This window comes from Methylobacterium sp. NFXW15 (assembly GCF_049887755.1).
Taxonomy (GTDB): Bacteria; Pseudomonadota; Alphaproteobacteria; order Rhizobiales; family Beijerinckiaceae; genus Methylobacterium.
Genome location: NZ_JAGEKG010000001.1, coordinates 312,277 through 325,778 on the forward strand (window position 1 = coordinate 312,277; position 13,502 = coordinate 325,778).

A 13,502-nucleotide genomic window follows, 5' to 3' on the forward strand; every position below is an offset into this window, starting at 1 on the left:
CGTCGAACCAGGGTTATAGAAGATACCCTGGGGTTGCCGATGCTTCACCACATCGCGCTCAGTACAGCGGCGGCACCCGCACGTTCGGCAGCGGGAAACCGCTGAACAGCACCTGTCCGCCCACGAGCTTGAGGGGCGGCAGCGGCTTGAGCGGCGGGCCGGAGCCCTGGGGGGCCTGATCCGGCCGCGCCGCGCCCCGGCCAAGCCCGAGCAGGCCGCCGACCAGTTGGCCGACCAGCGCCCCCTCCTTCGAGCCGAAACGCTGGCCGACGATGCTGCCGATCAGCGCATCGACCCCTGCGGCACGCAGATCGATCTGGCCGGTGGGCCGGTGCGCGTCGTCGAGGGCGATCTCACCCTTGGCCTGGACGCGCTGGTCGCCCTTGGCGAGCGCGAGGGAGGTCAGTTCCAGGACACCGCCCGCTTGGCGCCATGTCTCCAGTTCGCGCGGCAGGGCGCGGGTGCCGATCACCGTCGCGCGGGTGATCGTGGCATCGAGGGAGGCGTCGACCGGCGCGCCGCTGCCGGTCAGCGCGTCGAGCGCCGGGACCGCCGCTTGCGACAGCTGGAGGTTCGTATCCACGGCGCCATCCGACGCGTAGCGGGCGGGTGACGGCCGGGCGTGAAGCTCGAGGTGCCGCCCCTGCACGGTGATCGGCTGCGGCTCGGCACCTGCAACGCTCACCTTCGGCGCGTCGACCACCAGTGAGGCGCGGGTGAAGCCGTCGGCCGTGCCATGGAAGCTGCCCTGAAGCGCCCCCCACGACGCGTCACCGGTCAGAGCGCCCTGCTCGGCGTGGAACGGTCCCTTGCTCTCGAACACGACCAAGCGGGGTTGATAGATCTGCGACACCACGGTCGTCGGGCCGAGGCGGAAGCTGCCGTCCGAACGGCTGAGGGCCAACTCGGCGCATCGCAGTTCGAGGCGGAAGGGGAAGCCGGTCAGGCTGCGATCCTGGCATGTCCAGGTTCGGCCTGCCGACGCCTCACGGGCCATCCAGGCGTCCATCTCGCCCTCGGCCTTTCCGCGGATCCAGAACCACGCCCCCGACCATGCCGCCACGATGAGGGCGAGGAGGATGTAGGGTAGGAACAGCCCGAGCCGCCCCCGCCGCCGGGTGCGAGCCTGTAGCTGCGCCGTCCCGTTGCGGCCGTCCATCCCCTGCGTCATGCGCGCCGTCCCTCCCCAGGGCCGTCAATCCAGGCCGGGGGCCTATCCCGCCAAGCCGCCGCGGCGCAAGGGGTCGTGACAAGCGGCCGTGCCGTCGCCGAGGCAGATCGCCGAGGCAGACCGCCAAGTCAGATTTGGCGCGGCTCGGCCGTCTCCGAGCGGAGGTCGTCCACGATGGCGCCGCGCTCGCGCTCGTCTTCGGCGAGGCGGTGGATATGGAGCTCGGTCGCTCCGCCCTTGCGCACGCGGTCCAGCCAGACCCTCCGCAGGTGCTCGCGTGGGCTTTCCCCCGAACTCGCCACCGAGACCATCTGCGCGATGCCCGACCCGTCGCGCCGCACGGCGATCGCCACCGAATCAGACATGTCCTCGGGGTCGAACTCGACCGCAGGATGCACGCCCACGACGTAGCGGCGGCCCGAGCGGCCACGCCAGGCTGACAGGGCCAGGGCCGGAGAGCCCCGAAGGCCTTGAGCCGTCCTCAAACGTTCCTCACGCACGTCCTGCCTCCGTAAGCGATCGTCCTTCAGGTCGCGGAGCGCGGCCGACCAGGACAGGGCCCGTCTGTTCGTCATTTGTTCTCAATTAGAACGTGTTTTCCACAGGCGTCAAGGACGCTGAGGCGCTAACGGAGATGTGGTGTCGGGAGGAGTTATCCACAAGGCTGGAGGAGGTCCTCCGCCGGGGTTTCAATGGCGCTGTGAGGCCGCCGGGGCCTCCTTCACGGAGACCTCGTAAGCCGCCCCCGACAGACCCGAGAGACCATTCCCGATGAGGGCATTCGAGGCAGTTTCGATCCGCTCCTGAACCAGGGCCTGAAACTCCATCCGGGGCAGGCCGGGGGCGATGGGAGGCAGGATGTCGATGATCGCCTTGCCCGGCCGCCGCATGAAGCCGTTGCGCGGCCAGAACAGGCCGGTGTTCAGGGCAATCGGCAGGCAGGGCACGTTCAGCGCCGTGTAGAGATGCGACAGACCCTGCTTGTAGGCGGGCGGGGCACCCGGCGGACGGCGCGTGCCCTCGGGGAAGACGATAAGCTGCGCGCCGTCGCGGATGGCGTCGGCCGCGGCGGCGTTCATCAGGCTCATGGCCCGCGTGCCCTTCGAGCGGTCGATCGCCACCATGCCGCCGCGCCGGAAGAACCAGCCGACCAGCGGGATCGCCAGAAGCTCTTTCTTCAGCACATAGGCGAAGTGCGGGAACACGATGCACAGCGCCAGGGTCTCCAGCGCCGACTGGTGCTTGGCCGCCACGAGAATCGGGCCGGGCGGGATGTTCTCGAGCCCCCGGAACTCCACCTCGGTGCCCGCGACGACCCGCATGAACCACAGGGTGGTCCGCGCCCAGACCCGCGCCACGCGCAACACACCCGGCCTCGACACAAGGAACGGCAGGCCCAGAATGGCGACCACCGTCGTCGTCAGGTAGAAGCAGAGATTGAAGGCGAGGGAGCGCAGGGCGAGCATCGGCTCCCTTTAGCGCGGGGTCTGCCCTGCTTCCAAGGGCGCGTTTCCGGCGCTGCGGCCCGCGATCAGCCAATAGACCAGCCCGGCACATCCGCCGACCACGAACAGGATGAGCGTCAGCCGCGCCTCGGCTGCTGCAAGGCCGGATGCGCCGGGCCTGGGCGCCCCGCGCATCAGCCAGGGCAGGGCCGCCGTGAGCAGGCCGCAACCGCCGCCGTACCAGACGAGGCTCCGGGCTCCCGAGACCTCACCCGCGAGCCCTACCAGGGCGGGGGGAACGAACAGCAGCACGAACAGAGCCTTCGCAAGCCCTGCGACGAGGAGAAGGAAGCCTTCGGGCGGCAATCCGGCGGCGAGGTCGCCGAGCGCGACATCGAGACCCGCCAGCGCGCCGTTCGTCAGCCACGCATTCGCCCCCGGATCGAACAGGAGCGCAACGCTCAGCGCGATGCCCCCCGCGGGGACCGCGAGGAGCAGAGCGAAGGCACCGAGGAGGATGCGCCCGAGAAGGCGCATCAGGTGTGGGCGGGCGTCGCCCCTCCCCCACCATGGTCGGACTTCTTGCGGCGGAAGCTGCCGAGCCAGATCGAGAAGTGGCGGATCACCACGTAGAAGACCGGGGTGAGGAACAGGCCGAAGAAGGTCGCGCCGATCATCCCGAAGAACACCGCCGTGCCCAGCGCCTGACGCATCTCGGCGCCCGGCCCCGTCGCGATCACCAGCGGCAGGGTGCCGAGGATGAAGGCGAAGGCGGTCATGAGGATCGGCCGGAGGCGCAGGCGGCAGGCTTCCACCGCCGCCTCCACCGGCCCACGCCGCTCACGCTGCTCGATGTCGTGGGCGAATTCCACGATCAGGATCGCGTTCTTGGCCGCGAGACCGATGAGCACGATCAGACCGATCTGGGTGAGGATGTTGTTGTCCTGACCCCGGAATTGCACGCCGCCCAAGGCCGCGAGCACCCCTGTCGGCACCACCAGCAGAATCGCCAGGGGCAAGGCCCAGGATTCGTACTGCGCGGCGAGCACGAGGAAGACGAGAAGCACGCCTAGCGCGAAGACGTAGGCAGCCGTGCCGCTCGCCGCCTTCTGCTGATAGGCGATCTCGGTCCAGTCATAGGCGAAGCCGTCCGGCAGGGCCTTCTTGGCGAGGTCCTCCATCGCCTGGAGCGCCTGACCGGTCGAGACGCCGGGCTTGGCCACGCCCTGCACCGGCACCGAGTAGTACAGGTTGAAGCGCTGCACGATCTGCGGACCGGCGACAGTGCGCACGCTCGCGAGCGTCCCCATCGGCACCAGCGCCCCGGTCGAGGACCGGACCTTGATCTGCGAGATATCCTGCTCGGAGGTTCGGAACTGCGCGTCGCCCTGCAGGCGCACCTGATAGATGCGGCCCAGCGTGTTGAAGTCGTTCACATAGGTACCGCCGAGATCCGCCTGCACCGACGAGAAGACGTTGGCCAGTGGCACGTTCAGCATTCGCGCGATGGTGCGGTCGATGTCGAGGTAGAGCTGCGGCGTGTCGTTGCCGAAGGTCGTGAACACGCGCGTCACGTCCGGGCTCTGGTTGGCCTGGGCGATCAGCTCGCCCGCTGCCGCCAGAAGACCATTGATGTCGGAGGATTGGCGGCTCTCCACCTGGAGCTTGAAGCCACCGCCCTGACCGAGACCACGCACCGGAGGCGGTGGGATGACGATGACCCGCGCCTCCTGGATATTGGCAGTCGCCTTCATCACGTCACCGGTGATGACCGCCGCGCTGCGCCCATGCTCCGCGCGCTCCTTCGCCCCCTTGAGGGTGAGGAACATCACCGCCGAGTTGGTGGTGTTGGTGAAGGTCGCGCCGTCGAAGCCCGCGATGATGACGGCGTTGGTGATGCCGTCGACCTTGCGCGCCTCGGCCGCCGCCCGCAGCACCACGTTCGTCGTGCGGTCGAGGGAGGCGCCCGCCGGCAATTGCACGACGCCGATGAGGTAGCCCTGGTCCTGATCCGGGATGAAGCCCGTGGGCGTCGTCTGCGCGAGATGGAGCGTGCCCCAGATGACGCCGGCATAGACCAGCAGCATCACGCCGAGGCCCACGATGCCTCCGGTGAGTCCCCGGATCACCCGGCCATAGGCGTTGGAGGTCGCGTCGAAGGCGCGGTTGAAGCCGTTCGCCAGCCAGTTCACGAACCGCGCCAGGAAGAAGCGCGGCGGCTTTTGCTCGTGGTGCGGCTTCAGAAGCAGCTTGCAGAGCGCGGGCGAGAGAGTGAGCGAATTGAACGCGGAGATCAGCGTCGATGCGGCGATGGTCAACGCGAACTGCTTGTAGAACTGGCCCGAGATGCCGGGGATGAAGGCGGTGGGGATGAACACCGCCGCCAGCACCAGGGCGATGGCGATGACCGCGCCGCCCACCTCGTCCATGGTCTTGTGCGCGGCATCGCCGGGAGAGAGCCCCTCGGCCATATTGCGCTCGACGTTCTCCACCACCACGATCGCGTCGTCGACCACGATGCCGATGGCGAGCACCAGCCCGAACAGGGTGAGGTTGTTCAGCGAGAACCCGAAGGCCGCCATCGCCGCGAAGGTGCCGATAAGCGAAACCGGGATGGCGATGACCGGGATCAGCGCGGTCCGCCAGCTCTGCAGGAAGATCAAAACCACGAGGACCACGAGGCCCACCGCCTCGTAGAGGGTCTTGTAGACCTCCTGAATCGATTCCTCGATGAACTCGGTCGGGTTGTAGGCGATGCGGTACTCGACGTCGGGCGGGAAGTTCTTCTTGACCTGCTCCATCACCTTCTTGACCGACGCGGCGGCATCGAGGGCGTTGGTGCCGGGCCGCTGGAACGCGCCGATGCCCACGGCGGGCGTGTCGTTCAGGAACGAGTTGGTCGTGTAGTCCTTCTGGCCCATCTCGACGCGGGCGATGTCCTTCACCCGCACGAGGCGCCCATTCTGCGCCTTGATGATGACCTCGGCGAATTCCTCGGGCGTTTTGAATCGCGCCTGGGATTGCACCACGAGCTGGAACGCCGCCGAAGACGCGGCAGGCGGCGAATTGAGCGCACCCGCCGCGACCTGCACGTTCTGCTCCTGCAGGGCGGTGGTCACGTCGGTGACGGACAGGCCGTAGGCGGCAAGCTTGTTCGGATCGACCCAGATGCGCTCGGCGTATTCGTTGCCGCCGAAGATCGAGATGTCGCCCACGCCGTCGAGGCGCAGCAGCTCGTCGCGGATGTTGAGGTAGATGTAGTTGGCGAGGTAGTTCTGGTCGTAGGTCTTGTTCGGCGAGAGCAGGTGCACGACCAACATCAGGTCGGGCGAGGCCTTGCGCACGGTGACGCCGAGGTTGCGCACGTCCGGCGGCAGGCGCGGCTGGGCCACCGAGAGCCGGTTCTGCACCAGCACGTTCGCGATATCGAGGTTGGTGCCGACCTTGAAGGTCACGGTCAGCAGCATGTTGCCGTCGTTGGTCGACAACGACGTCATGTAGAGCATGTTGTCGACGCCGTTCACCTCCTGCTCGATCGGGGTCGCGATGGTCGCGGCCACGGTCTCGGCATTGGCACCCGGATAGGAGGCGCGCACGGTCACGGTCGGCGGCACGATCTCAGGATACTGAGAGACCGGCAGCGTCTCGTAAGCGACGAAGCCCAAAATCAGGAAGACGATCGACGTGACGGACGCGAAGATCGGCCGGTCGACGAAGAAATGGGCGAAACGCATCGGTCGAACCTCATGGAGTCGCGTCGACCCTTAGGGGCCGGAGGCGCCTCGTCCCGTTTCAGGTCTTGCTCGGCGGGAGTTCGGTGGTCTCAGGGGTGACCTTGGCGCCGGGGCGGACGCGGGTCAGCCCATTCACCACCACCATATCCTCGGGCTTCACGCCCTCCTGGATCACCCGGTAGCCGTCGACCTTCGGCCCCAGCTTCACGTCCCGCTGCTGGATCACGTTGTCCTGCCCCAGGACGTACACGATCCGCTTGTCCTGGTTGGCCGCCACCGCCTCGTCGGGCAGCAGGATACCCTTGATCGGCTTGGTCGCCGGCATCGAGACGATACCGAACAGGCCGGGCTTGATGAACTTGTCGGGGTTCTCAACAGTGGCGCGCAGCAGCACCGTGCCGGTGGCGTTGTCGACCCGGTTGTCCACGAAGTCGAGGGTGCCCTTGCGGGTCGGCTTCGCCTCGCCGGACAGGGCGATGAGGATCGGTGCGCCCTTGCCGCGCTGGGTCTGCCCCATGCCGATGCCGAGCGAGTTCTGATACTTCAGGAACGATTTCTCATCGACGAAGTAGCTGAAATAGATCGGATCGAGCGAGACGATCGTCGTCAGCATGGTCTGGTCGGCGATGACGATGTTGCCCTCGGTGACGAGACGCTGGCTGATCCGCCCGTCGATGGGGGACTTCACCTCGGTGAAGTTGAAGTTGAGCTGCGCGTTGTCGAGGGCGGCCTGGGCGCTGTCGACATCGGCCTGCGCGGTCTGCGACGCCTGCCGACGCTGATCGGTGACCTGCTCGGAGATGTTGCCGCTCTTCGAGAGCGTCTGGGCACGCTCCAAGTCGGTGACGGAGAAGCTCTGGCGCGCCTTGGCCGAGGCCAGTGCCGCCTGGGCCTGCTCCAACGCGGCCTTGTAGGGACGCCGATCGATGACGAAGAGCACATCGCCCTTCTTCACCGTTTGGCCATCGACGAAGTTGATCTTCTCCAGATATCCAGTGACGCGCGCCCGGACCTCGACGTATTCGATCGGGTCGAACCGACCGGTATACTGGTCCTTCTCAACGAACTCACGGAACACGGGCTTGGCGACCGTCACCTTCGGCGGCGGGCCGCCCGGAGCCTGGGCGTGAGCGGAGGTCGCTGCCGCGGCGAAGCCGACGAGGAGCGTGAGAGTGCGTGCGAGCCGGCTGCGCATCGTTCTTCTGGGGTCCCTTGGCAATAGCGCGCTACTCCCGCGCCGGCCAAAACGCTTGTGCGCGAACACACATGGCGGCATTCGCAACACAAACGCGCAGGAAACTCTAGGCGATATCCTCGCCCGCTAAGTACCAATCCTTGAAACCACCCCGGTAGTGCTCGGAGAGATTGAGTCCTGCCCTCTGTGCGAGGGCGAGAGCCTGAACCGAGCGGACGCCGGCAGCGCAAGAGAGGATAGGCCTGCGCCCATCCTTTTCGACCAGATCACCGAGGGCGGCGGGGTCGAATTCCGAGAGAGGATGGGAGACGGCGCCGGGAATATGGCCCGCCTCGAATTCGTGCGCCTCGCGTACGTCGATCACGAGAACCGACCCATCCGCGAGACCTTGCTTGACCGTCTCGCGATCGAGGTCGACCACCTTCATGCGACGTCGCTCCTCCGCACGGCCGATCCGTGGTGCTGACGCTTTTTCATATTCGTCAGCGACGGGGGACGCAACTCACGGGATCACAGGGCCGCGAGGGTCGGCCCCACCGCCGCGAAATGACCGGCCCAGTCCGGCGGGCGGTAGCCCTCAAGGCGCGAAGCGAGGTCCGCCCTCCGGGGAGAGCCCGATTTGGACAGCGATTCAATCGCCGCGAGCCAGCCGGGCCCGTCGAGGGGATCGCGGAACAGGGCCAGCCCCTCCGCAATCTCCCGGTGGGCCGGAATGTCCGAGGCGACGACCGGCAGACCGGACGCAGCGGCCTCGACGACGGGGATCCCGTAGCCCTCGGTGAAGGAGGGCATCAGCAGGGCGGTGCAGGAGCGCATCAAGGCCGCGAGCCCATGGGTCGAGAGACCGGAGGCCTCGACGACATGCGCCTTCACGCCGGGGCATCGCTCCAGCATGTCGATGGCGCTTTCGGCCTCCCAGCCCCGCCGCCCGACGACGACGAGGGTCGGCGTCGACGCCCCATGCCGCTCCGCCAGTTCCCGCCAGAGCTGGAACAGCAGCAGGTGGTTCTTGCGCGACTCGATGGTGCCGCAGGCGAGGAAGACCGGCCCGGGCGGAGCGAGACGCAGGCCTTCGCGCCCGAAGGCGGGCTCCACGCCCAGATGCCCCACGGCGACGGGCGGGCGTGGGAAGCCCCAGGCGTCGAGCAGGCCGAGGGTGCGCCGCCCCGTATCCTGCGAATTGACCAGGAGCGCCGCCGCATGCCGCCCCACCGTGCGCATCCGCGTCTCGTGCCGGGCGGCCTCGCCGTCGCGCCCATATTCCGGATGGCTGATCGGGATGACGTCGTGGACGAAGAAGGCCGCGCGGACGTCGCGGCGGTCGTAGAGCCAGTCGAACCGGCCGGGAATGTCGAGCCGTAGATGCGACGTGTGCAGGTAAAGGCTGTCGCGCGGCAGCGCCGCGATGGGGCGCGAGCGGGCGAGGAGGCGCGCCGCCGTCCGGGCCTGGATCAGGCGCCGGTCTCGCGCAGAGAAAGCCGGGGGCGCGTGAATCTCGCGCTCTCCGGTCAGCGGCGAGCCAAGGCGCGTAGCGAGCCGCCGGAATGCCGGATCCTGCTCGGCCGGGCGATCCTCGACCCACCCCGCCTCCACCGTCGCGACCACGGCCCGCGCTTCCTCGCGCGCAAGCACGCGTGGTCCGAACACCGTCGAGACCACGCCGACGCTCTCGCCCGGCTCATCCAGGACCGCATGGGCATAGGCGAGATCCACCCGGTCGATTCCCGATGGGCTCGAATGCCGCAAGCGGGTGAGGAGGCGGGTGAGGTCGAAGGCTTTGGGACGCTGGATCGTGAGGGTCAGGGCGCGGGCCTCGCATGCTGGGCGAAGGAGCCCCTTGCCTAGCGGTCCCGGCGGGCCGGGGCCAGATGCACGCCGAGTTGCGTTTCAGGGCTTGCCTTCTGCGCGCCGGAGACGCTAAGAGCCGCGGACCCTTCGGGGCGTCGGAGTGTAGCGCAGCCCGGTTAGCGCACTAGTCTGGGGGACTAGGGGTCGTGGGTTCGAATCCCGCCACTCCGACCATTCTCTTCGAAGGGACAGGACCCGATCAACCGGCGGGTCCGCCAATCCATCGAACATCGGCCTTGAAGCTTTATCGGTCATCGGAGCTTGGCTCGGGCGGATGACGGGGCTCGGCGTTTCGCGCTGCAATAAATCCAGACAAGCTTGAGCCGTATCCGACCGAGTTGAGCCGCTCCCGTCGATGGCGTCCCAGCCGTCTTTGTCGAAGACAGCTTTAGATTTTGAACCTTTTGCTTTTCGAACATTTGAACACAATTCTATGTATTAACCCATGTGTCTTTTCGAGATGAACATCGGAATTTGATTCACGTTAGCAGGCATCGCCATCTTCAAGAGGTGATCCCTATGTCGCATTCCATTTTCATTCGAGAGCGGAAGGCCGGGTTGAGCCGCCCTCCGGAGCTGATTGCCTACGACATCGACAGTGTCACCCTGGCCAACCGTCTGGTTCGACAGATCGCGAAATCCTACGGCACGAACGGGCACGACCCGAAAACCGGCACCCGCTGGTTCAGGCTCAAGCAAACCTTCTTCGACATTTACCGCCGGCGGCAATGACGGGCGCGAGGCTGCGCGCCTTAGCGCAGCCAGTAGCGATCCGCCGCGACGGGCGGCGGCAGCGGGTCGCCGAGGGCGTCGAGGACGGTTCGCTCGACGGTGCGCAGCATCGCATCGAGGGGGAGATCGTTCGGCGCGGTGCCGAACGGCTCCTCCAATTCGTCGCCCAGGGCATCGAGCCCGAAGAACGTATAGGTGACGAGCGCTACGGCGAAGGGCGTCGCCCAGCCGAGCGAGCCCGAGAGCCCGACCGGCAGGAACAGGCAATAGAGCCACGCCGTGCGGTAGACGAGCAGCGTGTAGGCGAAGGGGACCGGGGTATGGCGGATCCGCTCGCAGGCGGTCTGGATCGCGCAGAGATCCGAGACCTTCCGTTCGAGGAGCCCGAACAGCACGTCGGTCAGTGCTGCCGCCCGCATCGCCGCCGCGAGATCCGCCAGCATCGGGCGGAGCGTGGCATCCACGGGGCTCGGACGCTCGCGCAGGGCCACGGCCTCATTCTCCGGTAGCCATGGCGCGGCCGCCTTGGCCTCGTCGCCGCCGCGCAGGCAGGCATGCAGGGCGCTGGTGAAGGCGAGCACCCGTAAGAGGCAGGTACGGCGCAGGGCGGCGTGCTCCTCGCCAGGCAGCAGCGCGGGGATCGTCCGGGCGAGGCCCCGTGTCTCGACGATGAGCGAGCCCCAGACCTTCCGCGCCTCCCACCACCGGTCGTAGCAGGCGTTGTTGCGGAAGCTGAGGAAGATCGACAGGGCAAGGCCGATCAAGGTGAAGGGCCCGACCCCGGCGGTGACCGGGAAGGCCCAGGGCCAGCGCTGCTCGGCGGCGACCACCACCACGGAGAAGGCGGTGAGCGTGATCACCGTCGGCGCCACCTGCGGCAGGATGGAGCCGCGCAGGGCGAACATCACGGTGACGAGCGTGGGGCGCGGGCGAACGATCATCCCCGTTCTCTGCCACGGTCGCGGGCGCTTGGCAGCCTTCGTGATCGTCGCCTCGATTGTGCGCCGCGTTGTTGACAACGCGCCGCAACGGGTGCGACTGCGCCGCCTTCGTTAACGAGGGGGTCTCCGCCGCGCCGGGAGGGGCACCCAGGAGGGGGCGGCGCCGGGCGCCGCGGCAGCGATGCGCGCACTCATCTTTCCGGGTCAGGGTAGCCAGGCCGTCGGCATGGCCAAGGATCTTGCGGCGGAATTCCCGCAGGCACGGGCCGTGCTCGACGAGGTCGACGAGGCCCTGAACCAGAAGCTCTCCCATCTCATGGCCGAAGGGCCGGTGGAGGAACTGACCCTCACCGCCAACGCCCAGCCCGCCCTGATGGCGGCGAGCCTCGCGGCTTTGCGCGTGCTGGAAGCCGAGAAGGGCCTCGACCTCGCCCGCGACGTCGCCTGCGTCGCCGGGCATTCGCTTGGCGAATACGCGGCGCTCGCCGCCGCAGGCAGCCTGTCCATCACCGACGCCGCGCGCCTGCTGCGCATCCGGGGCGAGGCCATGCAGGCGGCGATGCCCCCGGGCGCGGGTGCCATGGCCGCGCTGATCGGCACCGATCTGACCGGTGCCCACGCCCTGGCCGAAGAGGCCGCACAGGGCGAGATCTGTGATGTCGCCAACGACAATGGCGGCGGGCAGGTGGTGCTCTCCGGCAGTCGCGCCGCGGTGGAGCGGGCCGTCGCCCTCGCCCCGTCGAAGGGCATCAAGCGCGCGGTGATGCTGAACGTCTCCGCGCCGTTCCATTGCCGCCTGATGGCGCCGGCCGCCATGCGGATGGCGCAGGCGCTCGCGGCCGTGACCCTGAACGCCCCGCGCGTGCCGCTCTACGCCAACGTCACCGCCGCTCCGGTCTCCGGGCCGGACGAGATCCGCACCACCTTGGTGGAGCAGGTCACCGGAACCGTCCGGTGGCGCGAGAGCATCGCCGCCATGGCCGCGACCGGAGTGGACAGCTTCGTCGAACTCGGCGCGGGCAAGGTTCTCGCGGGCCTCGTCAAGCGCATCGCCCCCGGCGCGACGGCCGTCTCGGTCGGCACCCCGGCCGACGTGGCCGCCTTCGCGCTCTGAACACGAACGGAAACCGACCCATGTTCGATCTGACCGGCCGCAAGGCCCTCGTCACCGGCGCGACCGGCGGCCTCGGCGGGGCCATCGCCCGCAGCCTGCACGCGGCGGGCGCCACCGTCGCCCTCTCGGGCACCCGCGCCGAGGCGCTGGAGGCCCTGGCCGCCGAACTCGGCGAGCGCACGGCGATCGTGCCCGCGAACCTCGCCGACACCGCCTCCGTGGAGGCCTTGGTACCCTCCGCCGAGGAGGCGATCGGCCCGATCGACATCCTCGTCAACAATGCGGGCATCACCCGCGACAACCTCTTCATGCGGATGAAGGACGAGGAGTGGGATTCGGTCATCGCCGTGAACCTCACCGCCGCCTTCCGCCTGTCGCGGGCCGCCGTGAAGGGCATGATGCGCCGTCGTTACGGCCGGATCATCGGCATCGGCTCGGTGGTCGGCACCACCGGCAACCCGGGCCAGGGCAACTACGCCGCCGCGAAGGCGGGCCTCGTCGGCCTCACCAAGGCGCTGGCGGGCGAAGTGGCCTCGCGCGGAATCACCGTGAATTGCATCGCGCCGGGCTTCATCGCCTCGCCGATGACCGACGCCCTCAACGAGAAGCAGCGTGAAGGCATCCTGACTCGCGTGCCCGCCGGGCGCCTTGGCGAGGGCGCGGAAGTGGCCGCCGCCACGCTCTACCTAGCCTCGTCGGAGGCGGGCTATGTCACCGGCCAGACCCTGCACGTGAATGGCGGCATGGCGATGATCTGAATGCAAACGGGGTCAAGGCACTGAAAAACCACACCTCTGAACGCTTTGTGAACGGGCTCTCGCCAGGGCCGGAACCCTGTGCTACCACCCGGTTCAGCCGTACAGGGGGTTGACGGTTCAGCGGGTTTTCAGTCCAAGGCCCCTGACTCGGGGATAACCCGGTTCAGCTCGAAACACGCGCGATCGAACACCGGCTCAGAAGCGCCCTCAGGCATGATGAGCCACGGCACACAAAAAGACGCGAACAGATCAGCAAGGACGAGGACGCAAGACCGATGAGCGATATCGCTGAGCGCGTGAAGAAGATCGTTGTCGAGCACCTGGGCGTGGAGCCCGAGAAGGTGGTCGAGAGCGCCAACTTCATCGACGACCTCGGTGCCGACAGCCTCGACACCGTCGAGCTGGTCATGGCCTTCGAGGAGGAGTTCAACGTCGAGATTCCGGACGACGCCGCCGAGACCATCCAGACGGTTGGGGACGCGGTGAAGTTCCTGGAGAAGAACTCGGCCGCCTGAGGGGTCGACGCGAGTTTTCACGCGGCGCGGTTGAGGCGGTTTCGCCCCC

General features: G+C 67.8%; 13 protein-coding genes and 1 tRNA gene. 5 read left to right on the forward strand and 9 right to left on the reverse strand.

Features of this window, described 5'->3' with window-relative positions:
• Positions 1-58: 58 nt before the first annotated feature.
• The 8 genes from J4O73_RS01440 to J4O73_RS01475 all read right to left on the reverse strand — a co-directional run bounded on the left by J4O73_RS01440 (position 59) and on the right by J4O73_RS01475 (position 9,348).
• Positions 59-1,171: a DUF2125 domain-containing protein gene (locus tag J4O73_RS01440; RefSeq protein ID WP_426214135.1), complete on the reverse strand. Its 1,113-nt coding sequence runs from the start codon at positions 1,169-1,171 to the stop codon at positions 59-61.
• 128 nt (positions 1,172-1,299) lie between these two features.
• Positions 1,300-1,746, reverse strand: coding sequence for a hypothetical protein (locus J4O73_RS01445; protein ID WP_426214136.1), 447 nt, complete (start codon positions 1,744-1,746; stop codon positions 1,300-1,302).
• A 114-nt stretch (positions 1,747-1,860) separates the two neighbouring features.
• The gene (locus J4O73_RS01450; protein ID WP_426214137.1) at positions 1,861-2,637 is read right to left on the reverse strand and encodes a lysophospholipid acyltransferase family protein; all 777 of its coding nucleotides are present in this window, start codon (positions 2,635-2,637) and stop codon (positions 1,861-1,863) included.
• Between the two features lie 9 nt (positions 2,638-2,646).
• Positions 2,647-3,153, reverse strand: coding sequence for a hypothetical protein (locus J4O73_RS01455; protein WP_426214138.1), 507 nt, complete (start codon positions 3,151-3,153; stop codon positions 2,647-2,649).
• On the reverse strand, positions 3,153-6,350 hold the full coding sequence (locus J4O73_RS01460; protein WP_426214139.1) for an efflux RND transporter permease subunit: 3,198 nt from the start codon (positions 6,348-6,350) through the stop codon (positions 3,153-3,155). Before J4O73_RS01460 ends, J4O73_RS01455 begins: the two co-directional genes overlap by 1 nt.
• A 58-nt stretch (positions 6,351-6,408) precedes the next feature.
• On the reverse strand, positions 6,409-7,545 hold the full coding sequence (locus J4O73_RS01465) for an efflux RND transporter periplasmic adaptor subunit (RefSeq protein ID WP_426214140.1): 1,137 nt from the start codon (positions 7,543-7,545) through the stop codon (positions 6,409-6,411).
• Between the two features lie 106 nt (positions 7,546-7,651).
• Positions 7,652-7,972, reverse strand: a complete 321-nt coding sequence (locus J4O73_RS01470) for a rhodanese-like domain-containing protein (RefSeq protein WP_378968967.1) — start codon at positions 7,970-7,972, stop codon at positions 7,652-7,654.
• Positions 7,973-8,055: 83 nt separating this feature from the next.
• Positions 8,056-9,348 carry a glycosyltransferase family 4 protein gene (locus J4O73_RS01475; protein WP_426214856.1) on the reverse strand — a complete coding sequence of 431 codons (1,293 nt, stop codon included), beginning with the start codon at positions 9,346-9,348 and terminating at the stop codon, positions 8,056-8,058.
• Positions 9,349-9,489: 141 nt separating this feature from the next.
• On the opposite strand from J4O73_RS01475, the gene J4O73_RS01480 reads away from it, so the two are divergent.
• Together J4O73_RS01480 and J4O73_RS01485 are read left to right on the forward strand one after the other, a co-directional pair.
• Positions 9,490-9,567: transfer RNA gene (locus tag J4O73_RS01480), tRNA-Pro, on the forward strand.
• A 345-nt stretch (positions 9,568-9,912) separates the two neighbouring features.
• The gene (locus J4O73_RS01485; protein ID WP_426214141.1) at positions 9,913-10,125 is read left to right on the forward strand and encodes a hypothetical protein; all 213 of its coding nucleotides are present in this window, start codon (positions 9,913-9,915) and stop codon (positions 10,123-10,125) included.
• Between the two features lie 20 nt (positions 10,126-10,145).
• Here J4O73_RS01485 and J4O73_RS01490 read toward each other — a convergent pair whose 3' ends face one another.
• Entirely contained in the window at positions 10,146-11,066 is a 921-nt protein-coding gene (locus tag J4O73_RS01490; RefSeq protein ID WP_426214142.1) for a bestrophin family protein, read from the reverse strand.
• 181 nt (positions 11,067-11,247) lie between these two features.
• Between J4O73_RS01490 and fabD the strand changes: the two genes are divergently transcribed.
• The 3 genes from fabD to J4O73_RS01505 all read left to right on the forward strand — a co-directional run bounded on the left by fabD (position 11,248) and on the right by J4O73_RS01505 (position 13,453).
• The gene (fabD, locus tag J4O73_RS01495; RefSeq protein WP_426214143.1) at positions 11,248-12,180 is read left to right on the forward strand and encodes an ACP S-malonyltransferase; all 933 of its coding nucleotides are present in this window, start codon (positions 11,248-11,250) and stop codon (positions 12,178-12,180) included.
• Positions 12,181-12,200: 20 nt separating this feature from the next.
• On the forward strand, positions 12,201-12,938 hold the full coding sequence (gene fabG / locus J4O73_RS01500; RefSeq protein WP_426214144.1) for a 3-oxoacyl-[acyl-carrier-protein] reductase: 738 nt from the start codon (positions 12,201-12,203) through the stop codon (positions 12,936-12,938).
• Between the two features lie 275 nt (positions 12,939-13,213).
• The gene (locus J4O73_RS01505) at positions 13,214-13,453 is read left to right on the forward strand and encodes an acyl carrier protein (protein WP_007559070.1); all 240 of its coding nucleotides are present in this window, start codon (positions 13,214-13,216) and stop codon (positions 13,451-13,453) included.
• The last annotated feature ends 49 nt before the right edge of the window (positions 13,454-13,502 follow it).

Bases quoted from the DNA above. Each gene is read 5' to 3' on its own strand.
- fabD (WP_426214143.1), top strand. From the start codon at position 11,248: ATGCGCGCACTCATCTTTCCGGGTCAGGGTAGCCAGGCCGTCGGCATG.
- J4O73_RS01445 (WP_426214136.1), bottom strand. From the start codon at position 1,746: ATGACGAACAGACGGGCCCTGTCCTGGTCGGCCGCGCTCCGCGACCTG.
- J4O73_RS01490 (WP_426214142.1), bottom strand. From the start codon at position 11,066: ATGATCGTTCGCCCGCGCCCCACGCTCGTCACCGTGATGTTCGCCCTG.
- J4O73_RS01470 (WP_378968967.1), bottom strand. From the start codon at position 7,972: ATGAAGGTGGTCGACCTCGATCGCGAGACGGTCAAGCAAGGTCTCGCG.
- J4O73_RS01465 (WP_426214140.1), bottom strand. From the start codon at position 7,545: ATGCGCAGCCGGCTCGCACGCACTCTCACGCTCCTCGTCGGCTTCGCC.
- J4O73_RS01440 (WP_426214135.1), bottom strand. From the start codon at position 1,171: ATGACGCAGGGGATGGACGGCCGCAACGGGACGGCGCAGCTACAGGCT.
- J4O73_RS01460 (WP_426214139.1), bottom strand. From the start codon at position 6,350: ATGCGTTTCGCCCATTTCTTCGTCGACCGGCCGATCTTCGCGTCCGTC.
- fabG (WP_426214144.1), top strand. From the start codon at position 12,201: ATGTTCGATCTGACCGGCCGCAAGGCCCTCGTCACCGGCGCGACCGGC.
- J4O73_RS01505 (WP_007559070.1), top strand. From the start codon at position 13,214: ATGAGCGATATCGCTGAGCGCGTGAAGAAGATCGTTGTCGAGCACCTG.
- J4O73_RS01485 (WP_426214141.1), top strand. From the start codon at position 9,913: ATGTCGCATTCCATTTTCATTCGAGAGCGGAAGGCCGGGTTGAGCCGC.
- J4O73_RS01450 (WP_426214137.1), bottom strand. From the start codon at position 2,637: ATGCTCGCCCTGCGCTCCCTCGCCTTCAATCTCTGCTTCTACCTGACG.
- J4O73_RS01455 (WP_426214138.1), bottom strand. From the start codon at position 3,153: ATGCGCCTTCTCGGGCGCATCCTCCTCGGTGCCTTCGCTCTGCTCCTC.